The organism is Methanobrevibacter sp. TLL-48-HuF1, assembly GCF_023617305.1.
GTDB classification, from domain to species: domain Archaea; phylum Methanobacteriota; class Methanobacteria; order Methanobacteriales; family Methanobacteriaceae; genus Methanocatella; species Methanocatella intestini.
Genome location: NZ_CP081485.1, coordinates 713,249 through 725,505, shown reverse-complemented (window position 1 = coordinate 725,505; position 12,257 = coordinate 713,249). Strand labels below are relative to the sequence as shown.

Here is a 12,257-nt window from a genome sequence, read left to right as displayed (position 1 = left end):
ATATTATTTAAGTTTTAAATTAAAATTTTAAAAAATAGTTATGGAAGGTTAAACTTCCATTTTAAGCTTTATGATAAAAGTACACAGTTGCAAACCCTTCGTTAGGAGCTCTTCCTCTATTTATAACAGTATCATCTCCGTCCAATAATGAAATTGTGGAAGGTCCGCCTCTATATTGATTAAATGTTATACTTGCAGAATCTATCTTTCCCAGGTTGATTGTTCTGGAACCGTTTCCTTCTATAAGTGAATGATGTCCGTCAACTATAAGGTCAAGTCTCCATGTTCCGCCACTTTCAATCTTGATTTTAAAATCGCTTTTGTCATCTGTTTTTGAGGAGTCATTTTCTGAAATAAATGCAGGTATTGTAAATGCAGCTATTATACAAATCGCAATTATTATTACAATAACTTTTTTATTCATAAGTACACCTCCTTATTTAAGTAAATTTTTTTCACTTAAAATAGTAATAATCTATATAAACATTATAGGTATTATACTTTATTGAAGCTAAAATTATTTAAATAGACACATAGAAAAATGTGTGTATGAAACAGGTGATGGTTGTAAGAAGAGATTTAAAAATGGGGAAAGGAAAAATTGCAGCTCAATGCTGTCATGGTTCTATAGGTTCCTATAAAAAAACAGATTCTAAAATAATTAAAAAATGGGAAACAGATGGTTATGCTAAGGTTGTTTGTAAAGTTGATTCTTTAGAAGAATTGCTGAACCTTAAAAAAGAAGCGGATAAAAACAATGTTTCCAATTATCTGGTAGTTGATGCTGGAAGGACTCAGTTACCTACATCAACTACAACAGTTTTGGGTATTGGGCCTGATGAGGATGAAATAATGGACAAGATAACTGGGGATTTAAAACTTTTGTGAGTTTCATTTAATTTAATGATAGCTATTTTTAATTAAACACATAGTAAATTAGGTTGGGGATATCATTATCAAACAAGTTGTTAAAATTGGGGGAAGTTTATTTCCAAAAGATGCAATAACTCTGGCTAAAAAACTGGAAAATACAAATTCTTTAATTATTTTAGGTGGGGGAGAATTTGCTAATTTGATAAGAAAATATGATTCATACTATCATTTTTCTGATGAAACTAGTCATAATACTGCGATTGAATGTATGGATATTTTATCTAAATTAGTCAATGATAAGGTAAACTCTACAAAATTGGCATATACTATTGATGAAGCTGAAGAAATTTCAGATAAGGGATTTACTCCTATTTTCAGTGTTTCTGAATTTTTAGAAAAAGAAGATCCTTTTGAATGTTCATGGGATGTAACTTCCGATTCAATTGCAGCTTATGTTGCACACTCTTTAAATGCAAAGCTTTTAATAGTAACAAATGTAAATGGTATATATACCCGAGAACCTAATGAAGAAGGTTCGGAATTTATTAATGTCATTGATGCAAAAAAACTACTGACTTTTGATGAAACATCAATAGACTTAATGTTGCCTTCTCTTTTACTTAAATTCGGGGCTGATTGTTTTGTTGTAAATGGAAAGTACCCTGAACGGGTGTTATCTCTTATTGATGATAATATAGATAATTATAATTTCGATTACACACAAATAATAGGTGATTAGATGAAAGAAGTAGAATGTATTTCATGTAAACAAGAAATTCCATTAACCGGACCTTTCGTTGAATTTGAATGTCCTGTTTGTGGAGCAAAAATAGCAAGATGTGAAAAATGCCGTACTTTCGGTCATGCTTATAAATGTGAATGTGGTTTTGAAGGACCATAAATACTTATTAATGGAGGAATATTGATGGGTGAAGTTGTAGCAACTTTAAAAATCATGCCAGAAAGTCCTGATGTAGATTTAGAAGCTTTAAAAGTAGCTATTCAAGCAGCTATGCCTGCTGAAGCAGAATTCCACAAAATTGAAGAAGAACCAATTGCATTTGGTTTAGTTGCATTAAACCTCATTTTCATTATTGAAGATGGTGAAGGTGGAACAGAATCTACTGAAGAAGCTATGGCACAATTAGCTGATGTAGCTAGTGTAGAAATTACTGATACTAGAAGATTAATGTAAATCTTCTTTTTAATTTACTTTTTTTTATATTTGCAAATTATTGTTGTACATAACAACATTTATATATTATTTTTCAAAAAAATTAAACCAGTTAATAATTATTGATTAGTTTCAATAGGTTATATATGGTTTTTTATAAATTTTAATGGTGTTTTTCAATGTATACAACAGATGATCTTATTAGATTAAGTCCCCATATGATTTGTCATATAATAAGCCTGCATTCTTTCCATGATATTTTTATTAATCAGTATCTCAAAGAATTTGATATTAATAAAAATCAGTATTATATGCTGATGCATATCTTTTATAATGATAGTTCAACCCAGTCAGATATTGCAACAGCCTGTTTTATGGACAGGTCTGGAGTTTCAAGGGCATTTGGTGAACTTGAAGAAAAGGGAATTCTGACCAGAACTTATACTGAAGAAAATAAAAGAGCTTATAAAATTGACCTCACTGAAAAAGGAAGAGTATGGGGTAAATTTTTCCGTGATAAAGAAGCAGAATGGGAAAATGAAATTGCAAATGAAATAGAAATGTCTAGGGGAGAGCTGCTTGTAACATTAGAGAGATTAGCTTTAAAGGCATTGGAATTTGACAGACAAAATGTTGATAATTTCAAATATTAATATTCTTTTTTTGAAGCATTTTTTTAAAACTAGCTAAATATTCTCATTTGAATTAAACAAAGTATAAATTATAGTTAGTTTAATCAATAGCTATGTTAGAATTAGTATTTGCTTGTTTTATAGGAATTTCAATTGGAACTTTAACTGGAATGATTCCGGGGATTCATGTCAATACTGCCGGCGCAATACTGTTTGCATCATCTACATTTCTTTTAGGGTTTCTATCTCCGGAATTTTTATGTGTTTTAATGGTATCAATGTCTGTAGCTCATGCATTAACTGAATTTGTACCTTCAATGCTTTTAGGAGTTCCACAGGAAGGAACTGCAACATCTGTTCTTCCCGGCCATAGAATGGTTTTGCAGGGAAGGTCAAAGGAAGTTATAAGAATAGTGGCTATTGGGGGATTTGGGGCAATTGTAATTACAATTTTGATGATGCCTGTTTTTGCAATAACCTTGCCTTTTTTACATGAGCTTACAAAGCCATACACTTGGATTATTCTGCTCTCAGCTTCAGTTTATTTAACTTATGCACTTACGAACTCAAAAAGAGACTTTGCATGGTCATTACTCCTGTTTTTACTTTCAGGAATTTTGGGATGGACTATTTTTCAGACTCCAATTTCATCAGGTGTTTCCTTGATGTGTATTTTTTCAGGATTATTTGGAATAAGTACTATTTTATTTAGTTTAAATGATAATTCAACTATTCCTCATCAGAACAATTTTTATGAGCTAAACATAGATTTAAATAAATTTAAAAGCATTTTTGCCGGAGGAATTACAGGAGCTATTTTGGGATTCCTTCCGGGTTTCGGTCCTGCTCAGGGAACTGTAATAGCTCAGGCAGCCAGCGGTACAAATGATAATTCTGAAGATGATACAGTTAATTTTTTACTGGCTACTTCAGGTTTGAATATTTCAGATTGTCTTTTTTCTTTAATGGCAATTTATATAATTGGAAATCCCAGAAGCGGCATTGCAGTTTATATGTCTTATTTAATTTCAGACATGTCCATTAACCATCTGATGATCTTTATTTTTGCATCATTAATAGCAGTTTCAATATCTTTGGTTCTATGTTTAAAATTAGGTGATTCTTTTTCAAAGTTAATGGGTGGAGTTGATTATCGTAAATTATCAGTAGCTGTGATTATTTTACAAATTGGGATTTTATACATTTTCACATTATATTATAAAGCCCCGATTTTTTATATGGTGCTGGCTTTAATTACATCAACTGCTCTTGGAATGCTGCCTCATTATATTGGAGTTGGAAAATCTCATCTGATGGGAGTTTTAATAATTCCAGCTATTGTAATTTATATGCAAATGTTTATTTAGATTATTAATACATTGTCAGCTATTTTCTCGGCTTTTTTGATAATTTCTTCAATATCTGTCTGGGGATAGCTGTCAATTACACACAAATCACATTTTTCAACTTCCAAATCTTCAAATGCTTTATTGTAAATTTCATAATTTCCGAGTATTTCATTAACTTCAAGATTAAATTTCAGATTTTCAATAGCTTCGCTGTAAATATCATTGAATATTACTTTTTCAAATCCGTATTTGAGCAAATAGATTCCAATTGATCCGTTACCGCACATTCCATCAATAGCTATTCCTTTTTTGATATTGCTGTTTTCCAGGTAATTGTGAAGCTTAATCAGCTTTTCTTCTGTTGTTGGTGCTACTTCAATATGGTGCTGGTGCTGATTTTTGTTTATAATTATTTTTTCCAGTTCGGCCTCATTTTTAATAAGTGTTCTCATAACATCTGAACGCTTATCACAGCCGGAGAGTAATTCAAAGTTTTTTATAGGGGAATCTTTGTTTATCATGCCGTTTACTTCTTGAGGATTTCCTTTTAAAACTCCTTTTACTTCATCTACTTCATTGTTTAATCTTTCGGCAACTTTTTTATTGAAATCAGGGTGGATTAAAATTACTGAATCCTTGCCTATAAACTGTGCCATCTGTGTTGAATAATAAAAGCTTGGAAGTGGAATCGGGCTGTGCCTTCTTAATGTTGCATTTTGAGGAACTATTTCCTCTTCAATCATTATTTTTAGAATATGGCTCATTACAATGTCAATAGGCCTTTTTCCGCATTCGCATTTTTTATAATCTGAATCAAGCTTATTGAAGTCAATTAATTCATTTATTGGACTGAATTTTTTTATTGTAATGTCTTCACACTTTTCACATGGGTTTAAATCAGCTATTTTGTCAGCTATGTTTTCTTTTGTTGTAATACAGTTTTTTCCACAGAAGCAGTTTTGTGTCATATTCTTGTATATTGATGTTAGTATGTAATTATTATTTGGAAAGTAATAAAAAATTTATTAATTAGTATTACTAATGTCTAAAATAGATTTAAAATCGTTTTAGGTTGTAAATATGAACAATAATATAATTAAAAAGCAATTTGGCAGTATTGGGGGCAATTTTGATGTTGTACCACAATATAATGTTTTTAAACAAAAATACTCTTCTGAAGAAAAACTTCTTTTAAGTGAACTTCGTGAAAATTTAGTTGATTTAGCTATATCATCTGATGAATCTCTTCAGGTAAATGAAGACAAGCTATTGAATGATATTAAGAACTTTTTATTTGCAAAGTTGGCAAACAACTCTCAAAATAATGACATTTCAAATGAATATTTAGACAACTTAGCAAGAAAGCTGTTTCAGGATCTTGTAGGTTATGGTGAAATTGACCCGTTAATTCGTGATGATAATCTTGAAGAGATTATGGTAATAGGTATAAATAAGCCGGTTTTTGTTTATCATAGGGAATATGGTATGATGAAAACGAATATTCTCTTTAAAGATGCTGATGAGCTGATGAACCTGATTGATTCCATAGCCAGACAGATAAATCGCAGAATAGACCAGGAATCACCAATTTTAGATGGTCGCCTGTTGGACGGTTCAAGAGTTAATGCAACAATTCCTCCAATTTCAGCAGACGGTCCGTCAATGACTATACGTAAATTTAAAAGAGATCCGTTAACTATAATTGATTTAATAAACTCAAAAACAATTTCAGTTGAACTTGCAGCATTTTTCTGGCTGTGTTTTGACGGTTTGGGAGTAAAATCAGCTAATGCAATAATATCAGGGGGAACCAGTTCAGGAAAAACCACAACATTAAATGCATTATCTTCATTTATAAATCCGAAAGAGCGGATAATTACAATTGAAGACACTCTGGAGCTTCAAATACCTCATGAACATGTTATTAGAATGGAAACAAGACCTCCAAATGTTGAAAACAAAGGTGAATTAACAATGAATGACCTGGTTAAAAACTCACTAAGACAAAGGCCAGACAGAATAATCGTTGGTGAAGTTAGAGGAAGTGAAGCAATTACACTTTTTACAGCACTAAATACAGGACATTCCGGATTTGGAACACTTCATTCAAATGATGCAAGAGAAACAATCACAAGATTAACAAATGCTCCAATGTCTGTTCCGAATATTATGATTTCAGCTATTGATTTTATAATAATGCAGAACAGAATTTATAAACCGGATGGGGTGTCATTTAGAAGAATAAGTGAAGTTGCTGAAGTGTCTGGAATAGAGGAAGGTGTAGTTCAATTAAACAAAATTTTTGAATGGGATCCTCAAAGTGATACAATTAAAAATGTGGGAATTGCCAGTAAAACATTGGCTGAAATAGCTAAAGTCAGTGGAAATTCCTTAAACAGTCTTCATGAAGAAATCAAAAACCGTGAAATTGTTTTGCAGCATATGGTTAATCAGAATATCCGTTCAATCAGAGATGTCAGTACTGTTCTGGAGATGTATTATCTGGACTCTCAAAAGGTTTTAAATAGAATTTTATTGACTGGACAGTGATAATGTGTTTGGCAATTTCTTTATAATTGTAGCTGATGTGTTTTTAGATATTTTTAACTTTTTTAAAAATTTCAATTTTAAAAATATAAAACTTCCTAAAAGAAATAAGGTAAAAAAAGAGTTAAATCCCAAATTATTTGCTAAAATTAATTTCACTGAAGTCAAAAAACAAAAAGAATCCCAGAATAAACTGTTAAATAAATCACGAAAAGTATTCTTGAAATATTTTTTAAGAAAAAAAGCAATAGCTATTGGGGTTTTAATATTTTTCATATTGTTTATAACTGCAGAATTTGAAATTGCAGGAATTTATTTAACGTTAATGGTTATGATTTATATTTTTATGCTGTATTTTCCAAAAATCAGTCAGAAACATAAATATGATGATTTGAATTTTGAATTGCCTTATGCTTTAAGGCATATGGCAACTGAACTAAAGGCAGGAAAAGGATTGCATGATACATTGCTTACTGTATCTATGGCAAATTACGGATCTCTTTCAGGGGAGTTTAAAAGAGTTTTAAAAGAAATCAAATATGGTAAATCAAGTGAAGATGCATTGATGGGAATGTCGTGCAGAGTATCATCAGAGGGTTTGTCAAGAGCAGTTCATCAGATTGTAGGAACTTTGAGAGTTGGCGGAAATTTAGCCGGCAGCTTAAATGTGATTGCTGAAGATATTTCATTTGATATGCAGATTAAACTAAAAGAATACTCTCAAAAATTAAATGGTTTTATTCTGATTTATACTTTTGTGGCTATTCTGGCTCCTGTTATAATTTTAATCATGTTAATGGCAGCATCAACAGTTGTGGGGGATATTGTATCTGGAGAAATGGTACTCATAATGTATATGTTCTTTTTCCCGTTGATTGTAGTTTTCATGGCTTTGTTCATTAAAAAAATGGAGCCAAAAATTTAAAGGGATGTTTATAGGTAAACATCCTTTTTTGTAAAGTAGATATATGAAATTGTCATTCCGATTGCAAATGTGGCCAGTATTATAGCTAGTGAAGTTGCTGTGCTGCAGGAATAGTTGGATATTTCATTTGATCCGATCAGATAAGGACTGCACCATGGAATATATGGAGTATATTTGGTTGAATAAACAAATAAGTTTATAATACTGAATATAGCACCTGTAACCATTGAAAAAACCATATTTGGCATAATCAGTGAAAGAAATACAAATGGAGAAAAGCTTAAACAGAGTAAAAACACTGAAATTAACATTTCCTTATAGCTATTTAATCCAGCAGACAGTGTAATATCTGAAATTCCGCCGAAGTATGCAGCAAGTACAGTGCCTGTAAATGTAATTGTAGTGATTATAAATGTCCATATGAAAAACATCAGATATTTTCCAAACAGCAGTTTTGTTTTAGATAGTGGAGCAGTTAATACTGTTTTTAAAGTATGTTCCGTGTATTCTCTACCAAAAAGATAAGCTATAATAATTGTAAATATGATTATATAAAACAGTGCACATGCATAAGTGGCACAATAGTCAAGCAGACCCTGAAATGTTGCATATTCTCCTGTAAGAAGAGCAATATAGAGTAAAGCAGGAATGCTAAGTGCTCCAAGAACGGTCAGCAGGAATATTTTTGAATGTTTCAGTTTTATAAATTCTGTCTGAATAAGTGTTATCATTGTAAAAACCTCTGTTAAAGGATGTTTAAATGTAAACATCCTTTTTTGTAAAGTAGATGTATGAAATTATTGCTCCTGCTGCAGATGCTGCTAATATAATAGCTAGTGAAGTTGCTGTGCTGCAGGAATAGTTGGCTATTTCATTTGCTCCGATTAGATATGAACTGCTCCAGGGAAAATAGGGAGCATACTTGGTTGAAGAAATCATGAGATTTCCAATGCTGAATGCAGCCCCTGTAACCATTGCAGCTACCATGTTCGGCACAATCAATGATAAAAACACAAATGGGGTGAAACTTAAAAATAACAAAATATTTGTAATAAATATTTCTTTACAGCATCCAATAGCTCCTGTTAGTGTTATATGGTTGACTCCACCAAGATATCCGAAGATACATGTGGATAAGAATGTAATAGCTACTAAAATCATCGTCCATATGAAAAACATCAGATATTTTCCTAAAATGAATTTTCCACGGGATATGGGAATTGTCATCATTGTTTTTAAGGTATGTTCTGTGTATTCCCTTCCAAATATGTATGAAACTACAATTGCAAAAAGAACAATATTAAACATTGATCCTGTAAACTGATTACATGCCCGAAGCATACTTTCGAATCCGTCAGCAGTTCCGCTGATTAAACTTAAATAAAGCAGGAACGGAAATGTAAGTGCTCCAAGAACAGTCAGCAGGAATATTTTTGAATGTTTAAGTTTTATAAGTTCACTTTGAATAAATGTCATCATAATAATCACCTATGAAAAACGTACATCATTGCCTATGAGTCTTGTAAAGAATTCTTCCAGGTTTTCTTCACATAATATTAATTTTGATACTTTAATCCCGGATTTAACAAACTTTTCATTAATTTCATCTCTTGCATCCAAATGACTAATTAAACGGATTAAAAGAGTATTTTCTGGAGTTTTTGTAACTGCAAAATCAATGTTTTCTCTAAATCCTGTTTGTTTAAGAATTTCTGAAGCTAGCTGAATGTCTGAAACTTCAAAATCAACATACTTATTTAATCTGTTTTCCAGTTCTTTTTTAGACAGTTCTTCAATGAGATTTCCATGGTCCATAACGCCGATAACATCGGCAATATGTTCAATTTCACTTAGGATGTGGCTGGAAATAAGAATTGTTGTTCCGTAGTCATTCGCCAATGTTTTTAAAAGGGATCTTATTTCTTTAATTCCAACGGGATCCAGTCCGTTTATAGGTTCATCTAAAATCAACAAATCAGGACTGTGCATTATAGCTGCAGCTATTCCCAATCTTTGTTTCATGCCTAAAGAAAAGTCTTTAAATTTTTTATATTTTGCATCATATAAACAGACAAGATTCAGAACTTCATCTATTGTTTTTCTGTTGTAATTGCCTCTTAATTTAGCTATTATCTTTAAATTTTCAACTGCATTGAGGTTTTCGTAAAATCCTGGAGTTTCAATTATGGATCCTGTTTTGGAGTAATTTTCTTTTTGGTGTTTTTTGTAGTCTTCTCCAAAAAGCTTAATTTCACCTGATGTTGGTTCTGACAGATTTAGAAGCATGCACATAGTTGTAGTTTTTCCAGCTCCATTTCTGCCAAGTAATCCATATATTTTCCCCCTTTCAATTTTCATATTAATTGAATTAACTGCAATATCTTTTCCAAAGCGTTTTGTTAGGTTTTTTGTTTCTATAATGTATTCTGTCATAGTATTACCTTTTTGTAATAGCAGTAGGGTCTTTGTTATTAGCTATTTTATAACTTGTAAATGTAATATATATTTTACATATGTGGCAGGTAGGAAGTGATACCTGCTGTAATTTTGATTTAAAATTCAGGATTTTAAAAAATAAAATATGTAATATATACATTACATATGTAAAAATTAGTTTACATTATATATAAAGTTTTCTTATAAAAATTGAAAATATGCTATTTAATTTTGTTTAAATTTTAAAAAATAAGGATATAATGAAAGTAATTTCCATTATATTAAATTATTAATTCCTTTGGAAGCAAGTAAACCTACAAATGCTCCTTGAGGTTCCATTACAATATTTCCTTTTGAATATTGGTCTAAAGCAGCATTAATCATTTCTGCTTTTTTAATAGGGTCGCTTGCTGCGTGACCTGCAGCTTTTACAATATCCATTACTGCAGCTCCTCTAGTTTGCCCACCATTATATTGTTCTTCTCTTATTAGGTCAATACCACTTGCATTCATTTGAGTACCATTAACATCTAATGTTCCAGCACTTTTCAATATTGCATCTAATGCTTCACTGTTAACAGCTACAACAGCATCAATATTTTCACTAGTATTGTATTCTACAATTTCTTTTGCTAGTTGCATTGATTTTTTAGTGTCATTATCCCAGAAGGAATCATGAAGTAACAATTTTTCGCCAGCTCCTTGTTCTTGAGCTTCTTGTGGCTCTGAAGCATTAGGGTGAGTCATTCCATGAGGATATATTTCAGTATAATTGACAAGTTCACCATCTTGTAGTGATACAATAAATGCCATATCACAAGCACCCATTCCAGGTCTTGGTTCACTTTCATCAATTGCACATACAAGTATATTCTTTGAACCTTGAGCTAATTCATTGTCCTGTGGTAAGAATAATGCACCGGCAATTACTGATATTAATCCAATTAGAATAACAAGTAAAATGGCGATAATCAATTTTTTTCTTCTTCTCATATTACGCCTACTTAAAATTTTATTAATATTGTAATTTATTTATCCTTTTCATTATACTTAAATGTTTATTCTGTTTTTATCATGTTTATTGTTTATATTTTTTTTAAAAAAAGCCTTTATTGTATTAGTTCTATTAAAATAATGCTATTAAATAATGGTTTTGTTTAGTTTTTGAAATATTTTAAAAAAAGTTTATAATAAAATTAAATAATTTTTATAATTGTTTATTTTTTATTTTTGCAGCATCCGAAGAAGAAATTAAATACTTTTTTAATATTCTTTTTTACTTTGCTTGTTTCTTCTTTTGGTGCTTCGCAACAACTTGGTCTTACACCCATAAGATCATCTCCATATACTTTGATTATTCTGTTTAATCTTAAAAATAAATATTTTATTTGATAGGTGAAATTAAATATGATAATACATATTTAATTTCGTGAGAGTAGTTATATGCTTTTTATTAAATTAGAGAAAGAGAGTATAAACTAATTTAATAACAATCGGAGTGTAGTAATATGGTTTTAAACCAACAACACATTAGTAATTTCAAATTAGATATTTTTAGGTATACCTAATTTTCATCACCAGTTATACTGTAGTTCATGATAGTATATAAATGTTTTTATTTTTTTAGGTTTACCAAAAATTCATATATAAAAATAAAATTAATTTTTTAAAAAGAGAGAAGTAGGTGTTTAAATTGATGTTTGTCCGATTTTAAACACCTAATTTGAGGAAAATAATATGGAGGTAAAATATTAAATTAGGGAGTGGATTGTTTTAATTTAATATCTATTTGGAGACCATATTCATTTTATTTTGACTGATATAGGTAATTTTAAATTAAGATCCCAATAAATTTAGGCATGCCTAATTTCAATCACCATTTATACTGTAGTTCGTGATAGTATATAAAGGTTTTCATTTTTTTAGGCATGCCTAAAATTTTCAGATAAAAATTAATTGTTTTTTAAAAAGAGATAATTGGTGTTTAAATCTAAGAATTCATGTTTTTTAAACACCCTGTGTTTTTTTGCCATGGAAACTTGGCAGTGTTGTTTCCATGTTTTTTATATTAAATTAGAAAATTGTGAAAACCAATTTAATATAATATAATTTTGGAGTTTTATTATTTGACTAATAATGTGTTTTTTTAAGTAGTTGTAATTTAGGGATCCTATAAGTTTAGGTGTGCCTAATTTTACACCACTATGTATTAGGTTAGTTGTTGTGGTATATAAAGCTTCCTATTTTTTTAGGTATACCTAAAATTTTCAGATAAAATTTAATTGTTTTTTAAAAAGAGATAATTGGTGTTTAAATCTAAG

General features: G+C 30.3%; 14 protein-coding genes. 8 read left to right on the top strand and 6 right to left on the bottom strand.

What is annotated here, in order from left to right; genetic code table 11:
* Nucleotides 1–61: 61 nt before the first annotated feature.
* Complete coding sequence (locus K4897_RS03600) at nt 62–424, bottom strand: hypothetical protein (RefSeq protein ID WP_019265671.1); 363 nt, start codon at nt 422–424, stop codon at nt 62–64.
* A gap of 125 nt (nt 425–549) precedes the next feature.
* Between K4897_RS03600 and pth2 the strand changes: the two genes are divergently transcribed.
* The 6 genes from pth2 to K4897_RS03570 all read left to right on the top strand — a co-directional run bounded on the left by pth2 (nt 550) and on the right by K4897_RS03570 (nt 4,046).
* The gene (gene pth2, locus K4897_RS03595; protein WP_250416747.1) at nt 550–888 is read left to right on the top strand and encodes an aminoacyl-tRNA hydrolase; all 339 of its coding nucleotides are present in this window, start codon (nt 550–552) and stop codon (nt 886–888) included.
* A 67-nt stretch (nt 889–955) separates the two neighbouring features.
* Nucleotides 956–1,612: a delta 1-pyrroline-5-carboxylate synthetase gene (locus tag K4897_RS03590; RefSeq protein ID WP_049780185.1), complete on the top strand. Its 657-nt coding sequence runs from the start codon at nt 956–958 to the stop codon at nt 1,610–1,612.
* The gene (locus tag K4897_RS03585) at nt 1,613–1,774 is read left to right on the top strand and encodes a zinc finger domain-containing protein (RefSeq protein WP_011954006.1); all 162 of its coding nucleotides are present in this window, start codon (nt 1,613–1,615) and stop codon (nt 1,772–1,774) included.
* A gap of 24 nt (nt 1,775–1,798) precedes the next feature.
* Nucleotides 1,799–2,068 (top strand): elongation factor 1-beta, encoded by a 270-nt coding sequence (locus K4897_RS03580; RefSeq protein WP_019265668.1) that lies wholly within the window; start codon nt 1,799–1,801, stop codon nt 2,066–2,068.
* 158 nt (nt 2,069–2,226) lie between these two features.
* The gene (locus K4897_RS03575) at nt 2,227–2,700 is read left to right on the top strand and encodes a MarR family winged helix-turn-helix transcriptional regulator (protein WP_019265667.1); all 474 of its coding nucleotides are present in this window, start codon (nt 2,227–2,229) and stop codon (nt 2,698–2,700) included.
* 92 nt (nt 2,701–2,792) lie between these two features.
* Nucleotides 2,793–4,046 carry a tripartite tricarboxylate transporter permease gene (locus K4897_RS03570; protein WP_019265666.1) on the top strand — a complete coding sequence of 418 codons (1,254 nt, stop codon included), beginning with the start codon at nt 2,793–2,795 and terminating at the stop codon, nt 4,044–4,046.
* Here K4897_RS03570 and K4897_RS03565 read toward each other — a convergent pair.
* Nucleotides 4,043–4,996: an SAM-dependent methyltransferase gene (locus K4897_RS03565; protein WP_250416746.1), complete on the bottom strand. Its 954-nt coding sequence runs from the start codon at nt 4,994–4,996 to the stop codon at nt 4,043–4,045. The two genes, K4897_RS03570 and K4897_RS03565, sit on opposite strands and share 4 nt — an antisense overlap.
* A 112-nt stretch (nt 4,997–5,108) precedes the next feature.
* Between K4897_RS03565 and K4897_RS03560 the strand changes: the two genes are divergently transcribed.
* Together K4897_RS03560 and K4897_RS03555 are read left to right on the top strand one after the other, a co-directional pair.
* Nucleotides 5,109–6,578 carry a CpaF family protein gene (locus K4897_RS03560; RefSeq protein WP_250416743.1) on the top strand — a complete coding sequence of 490 codons (1,470 nt, stop codon included), beginning with the start codon at nt 5,109–5,111 and terminating at the stop codon, nt 6,576–6,578.
* A gap of 4 nt (nt 6,579–6,582) precedes the next feature.
* Nucleotides 6,583–7,500 (top strand): type II secretion system F family protein, encoded by a 918-nt coding sequence (locus tag K4897_RS03555; RefSeq protein WP_250416741.1) that lies wholly within the window; start codon nt 6,583–6,585, stop codon nt 7,498–7,500.
* An 8-nt stretch (nt 7,501–7,508) separates the two neighbouring features.
* Here K4897_RS03555 and K4897_RS03550 read toward each other — a convergent pair whose 3' ends face one another.
* The 4 genes from K4897_RS03550 to K4897_RS03535 all read right to left on the bottom strand — a co-directional run bounded on the left by K4897_RS03550 (nt 7,509) and on the right by K4897_RS03535 (nt 10,929).
* The gene (locus K4897_RS03550) at nt 7,509–8,231 is read right to left on the bottom strand and encodes an ABC transporter permease (RefSeq protein ID WP_250416738.1); all 723 of its coding nucleotides are present in this window, start codon (nt 8,229–8,231) and stop codon (nt 7,509–7,511) included.
* A 25-nt stretch (nt 8,232–8,256) separates the two neighbouring features.
* Nucleotides 8,257–8,979 carry an ABC transporter permease gene (locus K4897_RS03545; protein WP_019265797.1) on the bottom strand — a complete coding sequence of 241 codons (723 nt, stop codon included), beginning with the start codon at nt 8,977–8,979 and terminating at the stop codon, nt 8,257–8,259.
* A gap of 9 nt (nt 8,980–8,988) precedes the next feature.
* Complete coding sequence (locus tag K4897_RS03540; RefSeq protein ID WP_019267736.1) at nt 8,989–9,933, bottom strand: ABC transporter ATP-binding protein; 945 nt, start codon at nt 9,931–9,933, stop codon at nt 8,989–8,991.
* A 279-nt stretch (nt 9,934–10,212) separates the two neighbouring features.
* Nucleotides 10,213–10,929, bottom strand: coding sequence for a DUF4012 domain-containing protein (locus K4897_RS03535; protein WP_019265660.1), 717 nt, complete (start codon nt 10,927–10,929; stop codon nt 10,213–10,215).
* Nucleotides 10,930–12,257: the final 1,328 nt, after the last annotated feature.

Excerpts from the sequence above, each read along its gene's own strand:
- K4897_RS03600 (WP_019265671.1), bottom strand. The coding sequence starts at position 424 with ATGAATAAAAAAGTTATTGTAATAATAATTGCGATTTGTATAATAGCT.
- pth2 (WP_250416747.1), top strand. The coding sequence starts at position 550 with ATGAAACAGGTGATGGTTGTAAGAAGAGATTTAAAAATGGGGAAAGGA.
- K4897_RS03585 (WP_011954006.1), top strand. The coding sequence starts at position 1,613 with ATGAAAGAAGTAGAATGTATTTCATGTAAACAAGAAATTCCATTAACC.
- K4897_RS03580 (WP_019265668.1), top strand. The coding sequence starts at position 1,799 with ATGGGTGAAGTTGTAGCAACTTTAAAAATCATGCCAGAAAGTCCTGAT.
- K4897_RS03575 (WP_019265667.1), top strand. The coding sequence starts at position 2,227 with ATGTATACAACAGATGATCTTATTAGATTAAGTCCCCATATGATTTGT.
- K4897_RS03570 (WP_019265666.1), top strand. The coding sequence starts at position 2,793 with ATGTTAGAATTAGTATTTGCTTGTTTTATAGGAATTTCAATTGGAACT.
- K4897_RS03565 (WP_250416746.1), bottom strand. The coding sequence starts at position 4,996 with ATGACACAAAACTGCTTCTGTGGAAAAAACTGTATTACAACAAAAGAA.
- K4897_RS03560 (WP_250416743.1), top strand. The coding sequence starts at position 5,109 with ATGAACAATAATATAATTAAAAAGCAATTTGGCAGTATTGGGGGCAAT.
- K4897_RS03550 (WP_250416738.1), bottom strand. The coding sequence starts at position 8,231 with ATGATAACACTTATTCAGACAGAATTTATAAAACTGAAACATTCAAAA.
- K4897_RS03545 (WP_019265797.1), bottom strand. The coding sequence starts at position 8,979 with ATGATGACATTTATTCAAAGTGAACTTATAAAACTTAAACATTCAAAA.
- K4897_RS03540 (WP_019267736.1), bottom strand. The coding sequence starts at position 9,933 with ATGACAGAATACATTATAGAAACAAAAAACCTAACAAAACGCTTTGGA.
- K4897_RS03535 (WP_019265660.1), bottom strand. The coding sequence starts at position 10,929 with ATGAGAAGAAGAAAAAAATTGATTATCGCCATTTTACTTGTTATTCTA.